Source organism: Stenotrophomonas ginsengisoli (assembly GCF_001431485.1).
Classification (GTDB): domain Bacteria; phylum Pseudomonadota; class Gammaproteobacteria; order Xanthomonadales; family Xanthomonadaceae; genus Stenotrophomonas; species Stenotrophomonas ginsengisoli.
Genome location: NZ_LDJM01000021.1, coordinates 90110 through 105865, shown reverse-complemented (window position 1 = coordinate 105865; position 15756 = coordinate 90110). Strand labels below are relative to the sequence as shown.

The window sequence follows — 15756 nt, the reverse complement described above, 5'->3', positions numbered from 1 at the left end:
TCAGGGCGGGTGGTCAGGGCAGAAGTGCGGCCTGTGGCTGTTGATAATCCTTGCGTGCAGCACGGCAATAGGTACCGTCCATCACGAAGCGACGGCAGGTGTCCGGGCGTTGGTCATAGATGGTGCAATTCATGCGCAGTGGATCCAGCGCAGTGCACCAGCCATCCTCACCACGGGCCATGACCAGCAGGCCTTCGGGTGAGGTGGTGGTCAGGTGGGCGGGGATGCGGTCTTCGGGCATCAACACGACAATCAGGCGGCAACATACCGCCGCACAGCGTTGGCAGCTGTTTTTGTGCGTTGAGGCAGCCATGGGGGCAGGCAGGGGCATGACAGGCCTTGCTTGACGTCCCGGCCTGAGCGGCCGGGGAGCACATCATCGAGGATGTGCGGGCGTGAAGGCCTGGCCGCGGCGCATGCCGGGGCAGGAAGGATGCAGGCAGGCGATGCGCGTTGCTGCCCCTGCATCCTACGCGCTTTGCTGGCCGGGCATGTGACTGCGTCAGGCCATTGAGCCGGTACGATCAGGCCGGCAGTGCTGCAGCGGCGGCATGGGCCAGACCGGCGACCACGCCGAAGGAGGCATCGCCAATCACCAGTTCGGCGCCAGGGAATGCGGCAGCGGCGGCCGCACGCAGGTACGGCGCACGCGACATGCCGCCGGTGACAAACACCACGGCCGGGTCATGGCCGATGTCCTGGCGCACCTGGGCCAGCAGGGTGTTCAATTCGCGCAGGTAGCCGGCGGCGGCATCGTCGAGCACTGGTGCCGGAGTGGTGATCTGCAGGGCACGTTCGATGAAGTACAGCGGGCTGTTGTGTTCGTCCTGGCTGCTCAGGGCAATCTTGCAGCCTTCCACTTCGCGGTACAGGCGCGAGGTGTTGCTTGCTTCCTGCAGGGCCGCAAGGCGCGGGCCGTAGGGCGCATCCACCTCGTCGTACTTGTGGGTGCGGAATTCGCGCTGGCGGGGCATGTCCTGAACCATCGCCGCTTCCACGTAATGGTGGTTGGGCACGCGGGTGATGCCGCGGCCGAACAAGGGCATGTAGGCGGTCAGGCTCAGGGCCAGATCGATGTCGGTGCCGCCACGCGGGATACCCCAGGCGCGGTGCACCTGCGGCGGCTGCGCGCCGCCGACGCTGGCATGGGCGATGTCGGTGGTGCCGCCGCCGATATCCACCACCACCACTTCATGCCGCTGTTGACTGGCGGCATGGTGGGCCATCGCCGCTGCCGCAGGTTCTTCCAGGAACTCCACGGCATCAAAGCCGGCCTGCAGGGCGGCCTCGCGCAGGATGCCCAGGGCCTGTTCGTTGCCGGCATCGCCGATCGAGCTGCGGAACTGCACCGGGCGGCCGAGCATGGCCGTGCGCACCGGCTCGCCGAACTGGCGGCTGGCGGTCAGGCGGATGTGTTCCAGGATGTGGGCGGCAATGCCGGCGATGGTCTGCCGCGCACGCGGGTGCAGCTGGTAGCCAAGCATGGACTTGGGGCTCTGCACCAGGTTGCCTTCTTCCTCGATGAAGTAGGCATCCAGGGCCGCGTCGCCGTAGACCGCGTTCTGCAGCAGGGTGGTGGAGCTGGCCGGCTCGCGCATGCGCGCCTCCATCCACTCGCGGCGGACAATGCGGATGGCCTCGCTGCGCATGGCCTGCGCGCTGCGGCTGCGGCCACTGGCGCGCGCATCGCGGGTAAACCCCTCCACCAGCTGGTCCACCTGGGAGGCCATGGCATCGTCCAGCTCGAACTGGTCGGCATCGCGCATCACATCGGGAAACCACACCGTGGTGCGGAACTGCGCTGCCCCATCAAAATCCACCGCCCTGACCTGCCCATCGACCACCGCTGCCGCGGCGCAGTTGCTGGTGCCAAAATCGATGCCAAGGCGCATGGACGGTGTCTCGTACTTCAACTGGGGGCGCGCACTTTGCGCCAGTTGCACGCCGCTGGCAATGGGCGGCGTGCAACGGTGTTCAGCTGTGTGTGGCTCAGCTGTGGACCGGGTAGACCGCGGCGATCTGGCACTGCCCGGTGGCTACGGTGGTCATCCCGGCACCGGCACTGGCCATCGGCTGGGCACCGATGTTGTTCCAGGCCGGGCCCGGCTCGCCGCTGAAGGCATCACGCACGGCAACCACGCGGTCACCGGCATTGCCACAGATCTGGCCCAGGCCCATGCCGGAGCGGAAAAACACCGACGGGCTGGAGCTGAGCATCGGGCAGCTGCCCTGCAGCTCCACCGCATACGTGACATTGCCCTGGTTGCGCCGCGGGTTGACCATGACCTGCAGGCCTTCGGGGGTTTCGGTCCAGCTGCGCATCTGGGCCGGGTCAAAGCAATAGTCACTGGTGCCGACAAAACCACGGGCAAAGCGTTGCTCGCGATCCACGCCGGCCTTGGCGGTGACTTCCACGGTGTCCAGGGTGCCGGACTGGCGGTTGGAATGGTGCTGGGACTGGCGGGCGCCCAAGGCGTAGCTGCGGCTGTCGATCTCAGTGACGGCCACCACCGGGCAGCGCTGGTTGCCCGCCACCACGGTTTCCTGGCCGCTGCCACAGACAAAGCCCTGCGGTGCACGCAGGCTCAGGCCATCAGCCTGGGTCAGACCCGGGCAGGCAGAGGACAGGGTGAGCTGGAAGTGCCGCGAGCCGCTGGCCACCAGCAGCTGGGTGTCATTGGGTTGGTAGACGCTGTCCACCTGCCGGGTGTCCATACAGTGTTCGGCCGGTGCCTGACGGATGTCAGCAGGGCCGGCAGCGGCGGCAGTGGCAGAGGCGAGGGCAAGCAGCAGGATACTGGACATGGTCACTTCCTTGGTGGGCTTGGTTTGCCGACTCTAGCGCATTGATGCCAAGGGCGTCGGGGCAGCACGTTAGAATGTGAAATCCGCAACACATTGATCTGGAGAAGTTGATGTCCAACGTCCCCGCCTGCCCGCAGTGCACGCTGGAAAACACCTATGCCGACGGCGCGCTGATGATCTGCGCCGATTGCGGTTTTGAATGGGCTGCCGGTGATGCCGACAGCGATCAGGCGCTGGTGGTGCGCGACAGCAATGGCAATGTCCTGGCCGCCGGTGACACGGTCACCGTGATCAAGGACCTGAAGGTCAAGGGCTCGTCGATCCCGCTCAAGCAGGGCACGGTGATCCGCAACATCCGTCTGGTTGCCGATGATGCCGAGCACATCGAAGGCAACTCGGAGAAGATCAAGGGCCTGGTGCTCAAGACCTGCTTCCTGCGCAAGGCCTGAGCCGGCGCGCTGTCCACCGCCGCTGTGTGCAGGTGTACAAAAAGCCTGTGGAAAACCCTTGTCAGCCCCTGTGCTGCAAGGGTTTTTTGATGCCTGGTGAAAAAGTATCCAGGCGCCCGGCAGACCGCGGGCGAGCACCGGGGGCAGCGCCCGGGTGGTGGCGCCGGAACAAGGGCAACCGGGCCGCTGGCGGCAGGTGGACAAGCCTGCGAGGATGTTCTGCAGCGCCTGTCGGCAGGCTGTGGTCAACCTGGCCGGGCGGGCGGCCGCAAGCCCGGTGTGCGGTGGTTGGCAGGTTTGCCCACAGCCGGTGTGGGTCAGCGCACGGCTAATTTGTGGATAAGTATCGGCAGCCCTTGCACGGCAAGGCTTTGTACGGGCTGGTCAAAAAACCATCAAGCCAGAAGTGGTTGCCCACAGTGGATGTGCACAGGGCTTGGGCAAGCATGTGGATAAGCCATGCCAGCCCCTGTGGCACAAGGCTTTGCGAAAGCTGGTGAAAAAATGGCCAGTGTGCGCCGTGGCGTGGCTGCGCCTGCTAGTATCCACAGCCCGCCGCTTCTACTTGCCTGGCGCCCGTTGCTGACGCGGTGCGCTGCCGATCATGGCCAAAAAGTCCTACCCGTCCTCGGCAGAGGCCCAGCTGTCGTTGGGTCTTGGCAATGACATCCCGACCCAGCGGCTCTACTTTGCGGTGGTGCCCGAGCCGGAGGTGTGCGAGCGGATTGGCGAACTGGCCGAGGCCTTGCGCAGTGAACACGGCCTGCAGGCGGTGCTGACCGGCGAGGAAGTGCCGTTGATCATCGTCCAGCAGCTGGGTGACTTCCCCGGGGTGGACGCGCGCACGCTCAAGCGCATCTGCATGGCCGCCGGCAAGCTGCAACGCCCGGCCTTTGAAGTCTGCTTTGACCAGGTTGGCTCCCTGCCGGGCGATGGCCGTTATCCGTTTGCCCTGCAATGCGGCCCGGGCCAGGACCTGCTGCTGGACCTGCAGGCGGACATCCTCAAGGCGATGCAGCCGATCCTGGGGCGGGTCAAGCCCGGGCCGGCACCGCATATCCCCATGCTTACCGACAGCCGCCAGGTGGCCGAACAGCCGGTGCAGTCCATGCGCTGGCTGGTGCGTGAGTTCGTGCTGCTGCGCCAGTTCCTGGGCCAGGACCGCGAGGAGCTGGAAGGTATCTGGTCACTGGGCTGAGTGCCGGGCATTGCCGGCCGCGCGCGCTGTGCCGATGATGGAGGCATGAACCTGTCGCCTGCATTCGCCCCGCTGCAGCTGCCTGCCCCGATGCTGGAACAGCTGCGCACGCAGTACGCGCAGCCGCCGCGTGCCTACCATCATTTCGGCCATGCCCAGGCGGTACTGCAGCACTGTGCCGAGGTGGCAGCTGGCCCCGGTTGGCAGCAGCCGGCCGAAGTCCAGCTGGCGGCGCTCTACCACGATGCGGTGTACGTGCCCGGGCGCAGCGACAACGAGGCGATGAGTGCCGAGCTTGCCGGCCGCCAGATCCAGCGCTGGCTGCCCGCTGCCGGTATCGACACCGGCGCGGTGGTGCGCCTGATCGAGCTGACCGCGCGCCATGGTGCCCTGTTGCCGGAGCAGGTCAGTGCTGACCAGGCCCTGTTCCTGGATTGCGACATGGCCATCCTGGCCGCGCCGTGGCCGGTGTTCTGCGCCTATGACGCGGCTATTGCCCAAGAGTACCGGGGCGTGGTGCCGGGCTGGTTGTTTGCCTGGCGCCGGCGGGCCTTCCTCAAGGCCGTGCTCAAGCGGCCACGCATCTACCTCAGCGGCTGGGGCCACGCGCGGTTTGATGCCGCGGCGCGGGCCAACCTGGCACGCCGGCTGCGTGGCGAGGCTTGAACCAAGGCGGGCCGGGATGATTAGAATCGGGGTTCTGTGTTTTTTGCCGCGCCTGCGGCCATCGCCATGACCGATTCCAACGATGATCCGCGGCCATTGCCGCCCGAGCCGCCCGGCGAGAACGAGTGCTGTGGCAGCGGCTGCCCGCTGTGCGTGCTGGACCTGTACGCCGACGAGCTGGCCGCCTACCGGCAGCGTCTGGCGCAATGGCTGCAACGCCACCCCGGGCAGGCGTGAGCGCACTGGAGCTGGCCACGATCCGGCGTCTGGCCATGGCCTGCCTGGTGTCCTGCCTGCTGTTCCTGCTTACCGCCGGTTGGCTGCAATGGCAGCGCAGCGACCTGGACCTGGTCCAGCACACCTTGAGTTTCTATCTGCATGGGCCGGGCGGGCTGTGGCTGTGCCTGGTGTATGTGCTGCTGGGGGTGGTGATGGCCGGTATGGGCTATGTGCTGCAACGCACGGCACCGGCGCCATCCACCAGCGGGGCCCTGGTGATGGCCTGCCTGGGCCTGGCCGGGATCGGCCTGGCGGCCGTGGCCATCGGAGACCGTTTGAGCCCACCGCTGGAGCTGAGCCGTCCCGGCTGGTTCCACTACAGCGCGGCCTATGTCGCCTTTGCCGCAGCGCTGCTGGCCCTGCCACTGCAGGCGCTGCGTTTTGCCACTGCACGGCACTGGCGCGGCTGGGCAGTGCCGACTGGTATCTGCGCTGCATTGTGCTGGCTGTTGGCGATGATCCATATTGGCCGTCTGGACTGGCTGCCGCGCGGGGTCGGGCAGAAGTTGCTCATCGCGGTGCTGGTCAGCTCGATGGTGCTGATCAGCCTTGCCGTGTTGCGCCATGCCAGGCCCCGGCCAGCTGCGCCGGATGCGATCTCCCCCTCCATTCTCCCAACGGAAACTGCCGTGATGATTGAACGTTTTGACTGTGGCCCGCGTCTGGCCGAAATGACTGTCCATAATGGCGTGGCCTACCTGGCCGGGCAGATTCCCGAAGACACCAGCGCCGACATCACCGGGCAGACAGCCCAGGTGCTGGCCGAGATCGATGCCCTGCTGGCCCGTGCGGGCACGTCCAAGCAGAACATCCTGCGCGCGGAAATCTTCCTGGCCGACATCAACGACGCGCCCGGCATGAACGTGGCATGGGATGCCTGGGTACCGGCCGGCCATGCTCCGGCCCGCGCCACCATGGAAGCCAAGCTGGTCAACAAGGACTGGAAGGTGGAGATCGTGATCACCGCTGCCATCGTCTGAGGACAGCCGGTGTGATGCCCAAAGCCCGCGGCCGTTGGCAGCGGGCTTTTTTGTGTCTGGCACAAACACCGCTGCGGCCGGCTCAGGCGGCCGGCTCGCTCCACACCGCAAATTCATTGCCGCCCGGTTCGACGAAGTGGAAACGGCGCCCGCCCGGAAATTCGAAGATGTGCTGGGCAATCACCGCCCCGGCGGCGATCACCTTGCGTTGGGTGGCTTCCAGGTCGGCACTGTAGAACACCACCAGGCCGCTGCCCTCGTGGGGCCGGGCAACCCGGCTGGCGGCAAAGAAGCCGCCATCCAGGCCCTGGCCGGAAAAGGCGCTGTATTCGGGGCCGTAATCGACAAAAGCCCATCCCAGCGCGGTGCTGAAGAACTGCTTGGTTGCGGCCAGGTCGCTGCTGGGAAATTCCAGGTAGTTGATCTTTTCGTGGGCGTGGGTGCTCATGGCCGCTGACCTCCGGGGTGTGTGATGACCGCCAGCGGCGGTTACCGCTGCAGCCGTTTGAAGTAGAACACGGTCGCGGCCAGTTCGCCGTACGGGCTGGCGGCAAAATCGGGGATGCTGCCGGCACGTTGCCAGCCCAGCCGTGCGTACACCGTTTCTGCGGCCGAGCCTTGCTGGGTGTCCAGCACCAGCAGGCTGCGCCCATCGTGGCGTGCGGCCGCTTCCACGGCCTCCATCAGTTGGCGTGCAATGCCGCTGCCGCGGCTGGCCGGGGCCACCATCAGCTTCTGCACCTCGCCACGGTGGCGGCCATTGGCCTTGGCACACAGGGCCAGCTGCACCGTACCCAGCAGCTGGCCGTCGTGGTGGGCGATGAACAGTTGCAGCTGCGGGCCCAGCCCGGCCAGCACATCAAGCCAGTAAGCCTGGGCCTGGTCGGCACTGAGCGGGGCCAGAAAGCCGACCGACGCGCCGCCATCCACGGTGTGCTGGAGCAGGCGGCTCAAGTCTGGCAGCCAGTGCTGGTCAGTCGGGGTCAGGAGTTGCAGTTGCATGGGCGGGGAGCGTTGGGCAAACCCCATTCTGGCCGGCTCGATCAGGCACGGGCCTGTGCCATCAGTGGGTGCCGGTGTAGTCGCGCCAGGCCGGCAGCTGCAGGCGGCGTGCGTGGCTGCGGAACACCGCCGCCATGATCAGGCCGAACAGGGCGCCGGCAGCGAGCATGACCAGCAGCATGGTGGGCAGCGGTGTGCCCTGGGCGCGCCAGCTGGCCAGGTACATCACCAGCCCCCACAACACGGCAAAAAAACCGCCGCACAACAGGGTCAAGGGGACAAAGCCCAAAAACAGCGGCGGTGGCAGGGCGATGCCCAGCTTCCACAGCAGGCGCCAGAACGGTGGTGCGGCAATGCCCGGTACAATCTTGCGCTCGGACAGCTGGCGGCGCATGGCCTGGGTTTTCTGTTCAAAGCTCAGCGACATGGGACGCTCCGCGTGCCGGAATCAAACCGGCTTCAGGTCGATGCAGTCCACCGGGCAGGGCGGAATGCACAGCTCGCAGCCGGTGCACAGATCGCTCAGCACCGTATGCATGTACTTGGCCCCGCCGATGATCGCATCGACCGGGCAGGCCTGGATGCACTTGGTGCAGCCAATGCAGTCCTCTTCCACGATCACCGCGACCTGGGCCGGCTTGTGCTCGCCGCGTCCGCGGTCGAACGGCCGGGCCGCCACGCCCAGCACCTGGGCCAGCTGGCGCGCGCCGGCGTCGCCGCCGGGCGGGCAGCGCTCCACGCCGGCTTCGCCACGGGCCATGGCCTCGGCATAGGGACGGCAGCCATCGAAGCCACACTGGCCACATTGGGTCTGCGGCAGCAGGCGGTCCAGGCGTTCAACGAGCGGGGTGGTCAGGCGCGACATGGGCAGGGCACACAACAACGGGGCGTCATTATCGCAGCCACATGCCGGCAGCGGGGCATGCGCTCAGGATGGTGCTCAGGGTTTGCGCCCGGCGGCCTCCTCGCCCAGGCGCCGCTCCAGCCCGCGTTGACCGACCTGGGCATAGCGCTGGCAGGCCTGTGGATCGCGCAGCGGGGCCTGGCCCTGCAAGCGCGCGAACAGGTCCGACGCCAGCGGGTGCGGGGTGATGTGCAGGTCACAGGGCATCGCGGCCAGGGTCTGCAGCCCGGCGCGGAAGTCGGCCACGGCCTTTGGATGCTGGTCGTAGCGGTACACCGCATCGGAGATGGCGCTGACGCTGTCGGTGTAGGCAATGGACAGGCATTGGCCCTGTTCGCAGCTGCGCCAGCTGAAACTGGTGCCACCGGGGGTGTGTCCCGGGGTAGCGTGCACGGTGATGGCAAGCCCGCCCACGCGCACCACATGCTCATCGGCGATGGCTTGCACCTGGCCGATCGGGGCAAAGCCACTGCCGGGTTCGAGCTGCTGCGGGTCACTGCGGTCGCCGTGGCCGCGGCGCAGGCTGGCTACGGCCGCCTGCCGGGCCAGCAAGGGCGCACCGGTGGCCTGCTGCAGGTAAGCCAGGCCGCCGGCATGGTCGTGGTGCTCATGGCTGTTGAGCAGGTAGCGCACCTGGGCCGGGTCGAAACCCAGGGCGCGGATGTTGGCCGCGATCAACGGCCCGGCGGCGGCGCTGGCGCCATCGATCACGACATGGCCTTGGTCAGAGGTGATCAGCAGCGCAGTCAGGCCGCAGGTGCCCACATACCAGGTGTTGCCGTGGATGCGGTGGGGCGGGGCAGGCCGGTCCCAGCCGTCCATCACGCCCATGCCGTCCGGGCAGGGCGCGATGTGCTCGTTGTCTGCAGTCGGCACGGCGGCAGGCGGAACCGGGCCGGAAGCGCAGGCGCTGAACAGGCCGGCCGCGGCCAGTGCGGTCAGGCCGGCGCGGCTGCGCGCCTTCAGGACCGTGCGGGCGGTCATTGCGGGGCAATGCGCAGGTGGGTGGCATTGACCGCCATCAGCGCGGCCGAGGCGTACAGCGGGTGGTACTCGGCCACCATCTCGCCCTGGGCAATCACCGGGTCGGTGGCCACCAGCGCTTCGGCTTCGGCCTGGCTGCTGACGGCCAGAATGAACAGGCCACGCCAGTCGCCCTTGTCGGTGAACGGCCCGGCCACAGCCAGTTGGCCGGCCGCGGCCAGGCGCTGCATGTTGGCGAAGTGGCCGGCGAACATCGCGCTGCGCTGCGGCCCATCAGCCAGCGGCGTCGGCCCGGTCTTCAGGATCACCAGCATGTATTGGCGCATGCCGCGTTCATCGGCGCCCAGCTGGCTGGCCAGCCCGGGGTCGGCCACCGCCGAAGGCGTGGCTGGCGTTGCCGGCTGGGCGTGGGCCAACACCGGCAGCAGCGCCAGGCACAGGCAGGCAAGAACTGTCTTCATCGGCGCAGTACCCAAGGGATGGAGGGCACCACTGCAGCACGAAAGTGCCCGGCTGGCCAGCCGGGCAGGCGGTCACGCAGCGGGCTTCACTCGGTGTCCGCTGCCTGCGGCAGGACCTGGCGCAGGGCGGCGGCCAGGCCATGCAGGTCGAAGGGTTTGAACAGCACCGGCCAGCGCCCGTCGATCAGCCCCTCGGCCACGGCCACGTCGGCGCTGTAGCCGGTGGCAAACAGCAGGGCGATGTCCGGGCGCTGTTCGATACGGGCGATCAGGTCCCTGGCGGTGTGGCTGCCGGGCATGCGGATGTCCGAGACGATGGCTTCCGGGCACAGGCCGCTGTCGAGCAGGCCCAGTGCGTGGTCGATGTTGAAGGAGGGGATCACCGTGCAGCCCAGCTGGCTGAGCAGGGCGTGGATGGCCAGACGCACCGGTTCGTCGTCCTCCACCAGCAGCACACGTGCCTGCAGGCTGGCCGGCACGGGCGTGTTGTGGCTTGCCGTCTCTGCCTGCTGGCGGCTGCGGGGCAGCACGATGCTGACATTGGTGCCCTGCTCGGGGCGGGAGCTCAATTCGATACTGCCATGGCTGGACTGCACGAAGCGCTTGACCATGGCCAGGCCCAGGCCGGTGCCCTTGCCCTCGGGCTTGGTGGTGAAGAATGGCTCGAACACCTGTTCGCGCAGGCTTTCATCGATGCCGCTGCCATCATCGCGCAGGCACAGCTGCACCGCTTCGCAGATCTGTCCATCCGGCTCGGCATGTTCGATGTTGCGGGCCGCGAAACGGATCTGGCCACGGCCGTCGACGGCATCGCGCGCATTGATGGCCAGGTTGATCAGGGCATTTTCCAGATGCGCGCGGTCGGCCAGTACCGGGTGCAGGCCATCGGGGATATCCGCCTTGAAATCGGCCTCGGCACCCACGGCGCGCTTGAGCAGCAGCATGCATTCGCGCAGTACCTCGCTGGTATCGAGCTGGCGCGCATTCTGCGGGGTGCGGCCAGTGAAGCTGGCCAGCTGCGAAGACAGCCGGCTGGCGCGTTCGATGCAGTCGGCAATCAGTTTGAGCTTGGTTTCCACCGAGGCTTCCGGGCGCTTGAGCATGGCCAGCTCGGTGCAGGTGCGCATGACCTGCAACAGGTTGTTCAGGTCATGCGCGACGCCGCCGGAGAGATGGTTGATCAAGGCCATCTTTTCAGCGTTGAGGTTGCGCTGGTGATGGCTGTGCAGTTCGTCGTTGGCGCTGCGCAACTGTTGCTGCAACAGCTGCAGTTGCTGCTCATGCTCCTGTTCCAGGGCGACGATGTGCTCGATGTTGATGCTGGTGCCGACCCAGTACAGCACCTGTCCGGCATCGTCGTGCACGGGCGACATCGAAAACTCGAACCAGCAGTATTGCCCGGTGTGGTTGCGCAGCCGGTAACGTTTTGGCTGCTGCATAGGCGTGCCATTGATTACCTGGGACATGGCCACGGCCGCCTCGGTCAGGTCATCAGGATGTACGTTGGTGATGTGACGGGTGTTGGCCAGGTCCACGATATGGCGTGCGCCATTGGTGCCGATGGTGAAGCGGTTGGAGGTGTTGTTGGTCCACAGCACCTCGCCCTTGATCGAGTACAGCCAGATGTTGTGCGGGAAGTGGTCGATGATGCGTGCCAGCGCCAGCAGCAGGTCGTGGGGCAGGTCATCGCGCTGTGGTTGCGGCATTTCCATGTCGCGTGGCAACAGGATGCACTGAACCAGACGCGGCATGGCCGTGGCGGCATTGAAGGGGGAGAACTCGAAACACAGCTGGCTGCCCAGCGGGGTAATGCTCAGTGTCTGGTGGTTTTCATGGCATTGCTTGATTGCCTGCTGGATCAGCGCATCGCGCAGCAGGTGCTTGCTGTTGGTCAGCAGTCGTGCCCGGTAGTAATGCTGGAAGGCATCGTTGGCATAAAACAGTTCGAAACTGTCCGCATCGAGCACGGAAACGGCCAAGCGGGAGGCATCATAAAGACCAGGGTAATGCGCCAGTGCTGGTGCAGGCATGGTCGGTCAGGGCCTCGGTCCCGGGATGTGGTCAGCGCCGACTATCAAGCAGTATTCAGTTACGAGCAACCCGTGGTGTCGTCCAGGTTTGGCAGAACCCGCTGCCCGGTGGAAAAACCTGTGCCTTCAATCACAGGATGCGGTTGCGCTTGGGCACAGTGGCGCGTTGCTCTGACACCGGCCTGCCATGGACGTACGCTACTGGTTTGATGCACTGCGTAGAGCCTTGGGCCTGTGCCTGTGCAATGCTGTATGTGGCACGGCAAGGTCGATTTTTCCTGCCGGGGCATACCGAATCCATGGACTGACGACTGTTGCATGCCCACTGCTCTGTACTGCCGTTGTGATGCAAGCAAGCTACGGCTTGATGGCCGGGCAGGTGCTGTGCCGCCCGCCTGCGGCACCGGCATGGCCGGGATGGTCAGGCCATGACGCTGCGTTTCTGTCCGCACTGTGGTGGATCACTGCTGCCAGCCACACCGCGCGCACCGGAGCGGGCCTGCGCCGCTTGTGGCACGGTGTTCTCCATCACGGCTGTGTTCAACAAGGCGGAGCAGGGCGCAGGTGGCCAGGCCACTGATCGCGGGCGTGGCCATCGATGGATCGGTGCCGCCGTTGTTGTGGGTGTTCTGCTGGCCGGTTTGGTGCTGGCAGTCTTGCCAGGGCTGCTGGATCGCAGCCAGCAAAGCGCGCCGGTTGTGCATCCGCGCGAGCGCGCCGAGGCATCGGCGCTGTACGAGGCGGCAGGCAAGTTCAGCCGTATTGATGTTTACAGCCGGCGCAACGAGGCGCAGGGCGATGCCTACCTTGTCCAGGTGACGGACATCCACAGCGGGGCACTGCTGGCCGAGCCGCAGACCTGGCGCATCAACAGGCAGGACAACCGCGCCTACCTGCGTAATTTCAGCGATGGCCAGCTCTACCTGCAGCTGGAAAAAAAGATGGTGTTGCGCTTTGATCCCGGTGCCAACGCTTTCGTGGACCTGACCCCGCAGTTGCTCGCCCGCCATCCCGATCAACTCGGCGGCGGCATTGCCAGGATCGAGTTTGGTTTCCGTGACCGGCCGGACAGTTTCAAGATCACCACCGCCGATGGCACGGTTTACCACGCTTACTGGCTGGCCGGGCAGTTGCTGCCCGAAGTGGGCATTTCCGACAGTGACGAGCAGCGTGCCGCACAGGCCACCGGCTTGAGCGAACATTGGCTGTATGCCGAACTGGAAGGCTCGCACAGCATTGAAAACCGCCGCTATCAGCTGATCCGCTACTGGCAGCGGGCCGATCCGGGCCAGCCGCAGTATCTGGGGTACTTCAGCTTGTACACGCAGCACAGTAAGGATGTTGAGCGCTCGCCCGCGTGGTACCGGCAGGTGGCGCCGACCCTGTGGGTTTCCTGCCATGTGCATGAGAAGGGCGTGCAGCGTGTGGAGCTCATTGCCCCGGCCACGCCGCGCTTTAATGCGCAGGTGCTGGCGCACAATGCCAGCCATCTGTTGCTGGTTTACAGCCCGACACCGACCAGCAGCGAGGGCAGGGTGGTGCAGTTGCTGGACAAGCAGAGCCAGCAGGTGGTCTGGAGCCGTGAGGTGGCCCAGGTGCCGCTGATGGCCAGCGACCGTGGCGGCACCTACCTCACCGCACAAGGGTTGCCCTCGGGCTTCTTCGTGCAGAGCAGCCCGCTTGAGCCCGGTTTCCTGATGGACAACCAGGGCAACGTGCTGCACTCCTTCCAATGACGCCAGGGCCTGCCATGCCGGTGTTGCATGGCGGGCGATGCAAGGAATCGCGATGTCGGTACAGATCAAACCCCTGATGTGCCCCCGCTGCGGCTCCGGCAGCAGCAAGCCGGTGGCGGCCAGCCCCAACCTGCGTGTATGCAGTGCCTGCGGCAGCGAGTTTGTGCTCAGCGACAACAATGCACCCAAGCAGGTGCATGTCACCCATCGCCTGGAGCCGGGTGCCTCCGGTAGCGCCGCACCCGGGCGCCATGTCGGCCTTGCCGTGGGGGTGGTGCTGTTGCTGGCCATCGGCCTGCCGTTGTTGTGGCCCTTGCTGCACAAGGCCTTGCCCACCCCGCCGGACCACGGCAGGCTACAGGCCTCCACCGTGTACCAGCACAAGGCTGGTGCCTATGCCCAGGTGCAGGTGCTGGAAAGGACCGAAGGACGCGATGACCATTACCGCGTCAGCGTCAGTGAGGTCGGCAACGGCCGTACCCTGGGCGAGCCATTGCAGCTGAGCTATGCGCGTACCACCTTGTCGCAACCGCCGCGCTTTGCCCATTTCTCCGACGGCAGCATCCTGTTGATCATGAACGGCCAGAAGTTGCTGGCCCTGCAGCGCGAGGATGCTCGTTTCACTGCGGTGGACGATGCCCTGGTCAATCGCCATCCCGCACAGCTGGGTGCCGGGGTGTCGCGCATAGCCCCCGGTGATGCGCAACAACCGGACAGCCTCATGGTCACCAGCAATGCCGGCGAGCGTTTTGTGGTGTTCTGGCTCAGCGGGCAGATCGTGCCACTGGCCCTGCTGCAGGCCGATTTCCAGCAACGCACTACGCAGCTGCCGGCCGTGGCCAAGCCGCAGTTCGCCTTCGCCCGGGTGGAAGGCGGCGGCGATGGCCTGCAGGCTGCCAGCTCACCGGGCCTGTTGTTGCGCTACACCCAGCGCATTGGCAAGGGCGGCTATCAGCTGCTGCCGTCACTGGCCGTACGCCGGCAGGATGACCCGGCAGTAATGGCCGCGGCGCAGGATTTCGTCCCGCTGGCTGGCGGCTGGGTGAGCGGGCGTGAGCGCATCCAACACGCCGGCCTGGAAGGGCTGCAGCTGATCGCGCCGCTGCAGTTGCGTTATCGCGGCGCGGTGCTGGCCGCCAATGCACAGCGTGTGCTGATCGTCTTCAACACCACCCCGGTGACCGACCAGGGCCGGGTGCTGGAACTGCTCGATGCAGCCACCGGCAAGATGGTGTGGAGCCGCACGTTGGAGCAATTGCCGCAAATCACCGGCAGCGGCGCCCAGCTCTCCGCCGATGCCCTGCCTGATGCGTTCTACCTGCGCTCAAACCCCGCCGCGCCGGCACTGCTGATCGACAACAACGGCGAGATTCTGCATGACTTCAATCCCCCGGCCGGTTGAGCAAGTGACGGCCAGGGTAAGTGGAGCAAACGGAGCTGCCTGATGTGCTGCGTGACGCTGATAGCCCCCGTCGGTTGATTGGTGAGCCTAGCTACGGTGATTCCGATGCCTGATGGAAGTGCAGTCCTATGTCTGCTTCCGTGCGTCGGTCGTGAGTAAATGTGATTCCGTTGATGATTTTTCAACGTGATATTGAGATGGGTGTCGGTGATTGTTATTTTGAATAGGTTGTATCAAATCCTCAGGGATGATCATGCGCAAATTAGCTGTTGGTATGTTGTTGGTGCTGTTAGGAATGGTTGGCTGTGCCTCTGTTCCCGTAAGTACCGTTTTGCGACTGTCGTCGCTGTCACCGGCCGCGCTGGCACAGGCCGATCCTGCGCAGGTACGCGTGCGCATGGCGTTGCCGCACGGTGTGGAACTGGACGTGGCTGGCGCACGCTTGAATCTGGATGTCAGTACTGGTGGGTACAGCCAGCGTGAGGCATTGCCGCTTGTGCTAATCAATAAGGAGACGGATACGCGCAGTACGGGGATTTTTCGTAGTGATATGCCCGTGGTCGTTTATCAGCTGCGTCTGGACGAGGTGGGGCAGCAATCCTTGCGTCGTCTGCGTCAAGAATTGATGCGTCCCGGTAACAAAACCATTGCGATGAGCGTGGATGCACCATTCTCCGGCTTGCCCATCGGCACACGCGAGGTGACGTTCTGGGTGGATACGAAATTGTCGCTGGGCGATGCTTGGATGCCGTTGATCGATGGTGCGAGGGTCAAGGTCAACTGGTTCTGACGGATGCAGCTATTCATCGTTTTGGAAAGTGAGCCATGACACCTTTTTTATGCCCGAGACCACTGTGGTG

At 65.6% G+C, this 15756-nt stretch carries 18 protein-coding genes; 8 read left to right on the top strand and 10 right to left on the bottom strand.

Annotated elements, in window-relative coordinates; genetic code table 11:
- Positions 1–13: 13 nt before the first annotated feature.
- The 3 genes from ABB30_RS08965 to ABB30_RS08955 form a co-directional block, all read right to left on the bottom strand.
- A complete protein-coding gene (locus ABB30_RS08965) occupies positions 14–241 on the bottom strand; it encodes a YkgJ family cysteine cluster protein (RefSeq protein ID WP_425477390.1) in 228 nt (75 codons plus the stop codon).
- Positions 242–524: 283 nt separating this feature from the next.
- Positions 525–1892, bottom strand: a complete 1368-nt coding sequence (locus ABB30_RS08960; RefSeq protein ID WP_057637958.1) for an Hsp70 family protein — start codon at positions 1890–1892, stop codon at positions 525–527.
- 97 nt (positions 1893–1989) lie between these two features.
- Positions 1990–2805, bottom strand: a complete 816-nt coding sequence (locus ABB30_RS08955) for a DUF6491 family protein (RefSeq protein ID WP_152980661.1) — start codon at positions 2803–2805, stop codon at positions 1990–1992.
- A gap of 110 nt (positions 2806–2915) precedes the next feature.
- Here ABB30_RS08955 and ABB30_RS08950 point away from each other — a divergent pair, with 110 nt between their 5' ends.
- The 5 genes from ABB30_RS08950 to ABB30_RS08930 all read left to right on the top strand — a co-directional run bounded on the left by ABB30_RS08950 (position 2916) and on the right by ABB30_RS08930 (position 6377).
- Entirely contained in the window at positions 2916–3254 is a 339-nt protein-coding gene (locus tag ABB30_RS08950) for a zinc ribbon domain-containing protein YjdM (RefSeq protein WP_057637956.1), read from the top strand.
- A 604-nt stretch (positions 3255–3858) separates the two neighbouring features.
- Entirely contained in the window at positions 3859–4452 is a 594-nt protein-coding gene (locus ABB30_RS08945) for a 2'-5' RNA ligase family protein (protein WP_057637955.1), read from the top strand.
- A gap of 45 nt (positions 4453–4497) precedes the next feature.
- Positions 4498–5118, top strand: coding sequence for an HD domain-containing protein (locus ABB30_RS08940; protein ID WP_057638026.1), 621 nt, complete (start codon positions 4498–4500; stop codon positions 5116–5118).
- A gap of 66 nt (positions 5119–5184) precedes the next feature.
- The gene (locus ABB30_RS08935) at positions 5185–5355 is read left to right on the top strand and encodes an oxidoreductase-like domain-containing protein (protein ID WP_057638025.1); all 171 of its coding nucleotides are present in this window, start codon (positions 5185–5187) and stop codon (positions 5353–5355) included.
- A gap of 674 nt (positions 5356–6029) precedes the next feature.
- Complete coding sequence (locus ABB30_RS08930; RefSeq protein ID WP_057638024.1) at positions 6030–6377, top strand: RidA family protein; 348 nt, start codon at positions 6030–6032, stop codon at positions 6375–6377.
- 82 nt (positions 6378–6459) lie between these two features.
- On the opposite strand, the gene ABB30_RS08925 is transcribed toward ABB30_RS08930, so the two are convergent.
- The 7 genes from ABB30_RS08925 to ABB30_RS08895 all read right to left on the bottom strand — a co-directional run bounded on the left by ABB30_RS08925 (position 6460) and on the right by ABB30_RS08895 (position 11707).
- On the bottom strand, positions 6460–6825 hold the full coding sequence (locus tag ABB30_RS08925) for a VOC family protein (RefSeq protein ID WP_057637954.1): 366 nt from the start codon (positions 6823–6825) through the stop codon (positions 6460–6462).
- 41 nt (positions 6826–6866) lie between these two features.
- Positions 6867–7379: a GNAT family N-acetyltransferase gene (locus ABB30_RS08920; RefSeq protein ID WP_057637953.1), complete on the bottom strand. Its 513-nt coding sequence runs from the start codon at positions 7377–7379 to the stop codon at positions 6867–6869.
- 61 nt (positions 7380–7440) lie between these two features.
- The gene (locus tag ABB30_RS08915; RefSeq protein ID WP_057637952.1) at positions 7441–7806 is read right to left on the bottom strand and encodes a DUF6404 family protein; all 366 of its coding nucleotides are present in this window, start codon (positions 7804–7806) and stop codon (positions 7441–7443) included.
- Positions 7807–7827: 21 nt separating this feature from the next.
- On the bottom strand, positions 7828–8244 hold the full coding sequence (rnfB, locus tag ABB30_RS08910) for an Rnf electron transport complex subunit RnfB (RefSeq protein WP_057637951.1): 417 nt from the start codon (positions 8242–8244) through the stop codon (positions 7828–7830).
- Between the two features lie 75 nt (positions 8245–8319).
- Positions 8320–9267 carry a subclass B3 metallo-beta-lactamase gene (bla, locus tag ABB30_RS08905; RefSeq protein WP_057637950.1) on the bottom strand — a complete coding sequence of 316 codons (948 nt, stop codon included), beginning with the start codon at positions 9265–9267 and terminating at the stop codon, positions 8320–8322.
- Entirely contained in the window at positions 9264–9728 is a 465-nt protein-coding gene (locus ABB30_RS08900) for a YciI family protein (RefSeq protein WP_057637949.1), read from the bottom strand. Before ABB30_RS08900 ends, bla begins: the two co-directional genes overlap by 4 nt.
- An 86-nt stretch (positions 9729–9814) precedes the next feature.
- A complete protein-coding gene (locus ABB30_RS08895; RefSeq protein WP_057637948.1) occupies positions 9815–11707 on the bottom strand; it encodes a PAS domain-containing hybrid sensor histidine kinase/response regulator in 1893 nt (630 codons plus the stop codon).
- A gap of 479 nt (positions 11708–12186) precedes the next feature.
- Between ABB30_RS08895 and ABB30_RS08890 the strand changes: the two genes are divergently transcribed.
- The 3 genes from ABB30_RS08890 to ABB30_RS08880 all read left to right on the top strand — a co-directional run bounded on the left by ABB30_RS08890 (position 12187) and on the right by ABB30_RS08880 (position 15686).
- The gene (locus ABB30_RS08890) at positions 12187–13494 is read left to right on the top strand and encodes a zinc ribbon domain-containing protein (protein ID WP_161808847.1); all 1308 of its coding nucleotides are present in this window, start codon (positions 12187–12189) and stop codon (positions 13492–13494) included.
- A gap of 52 nt (positions 13495–13546) precedes the next feature.
- Positions 13547–14896 carry a hypothetical protein gene (locus ABB30_RS08885; RefSeq protein ID WP_057637946.1) on the top strand — a complete coding sequence of 450 codons (1350 nt, stop codon included), beginning with the start codon at positions 13547–13549 and terminating at the stop codon, positions 14894–14896.
- A gap of 247 nt (positions 14897–15143) precedes the next feature.
- Complete coding sequence (locus tag ABB30_RS08880) at positions 15144–15686, top strand: hypothetical protein (RefSeq protein ID WP_057637945.1); 543 nt, start codon at positions 15144–15146, stop codon at positions 15684–15686.
- Positions 15687–15756 lie beyond the last annotated feature (70 nt).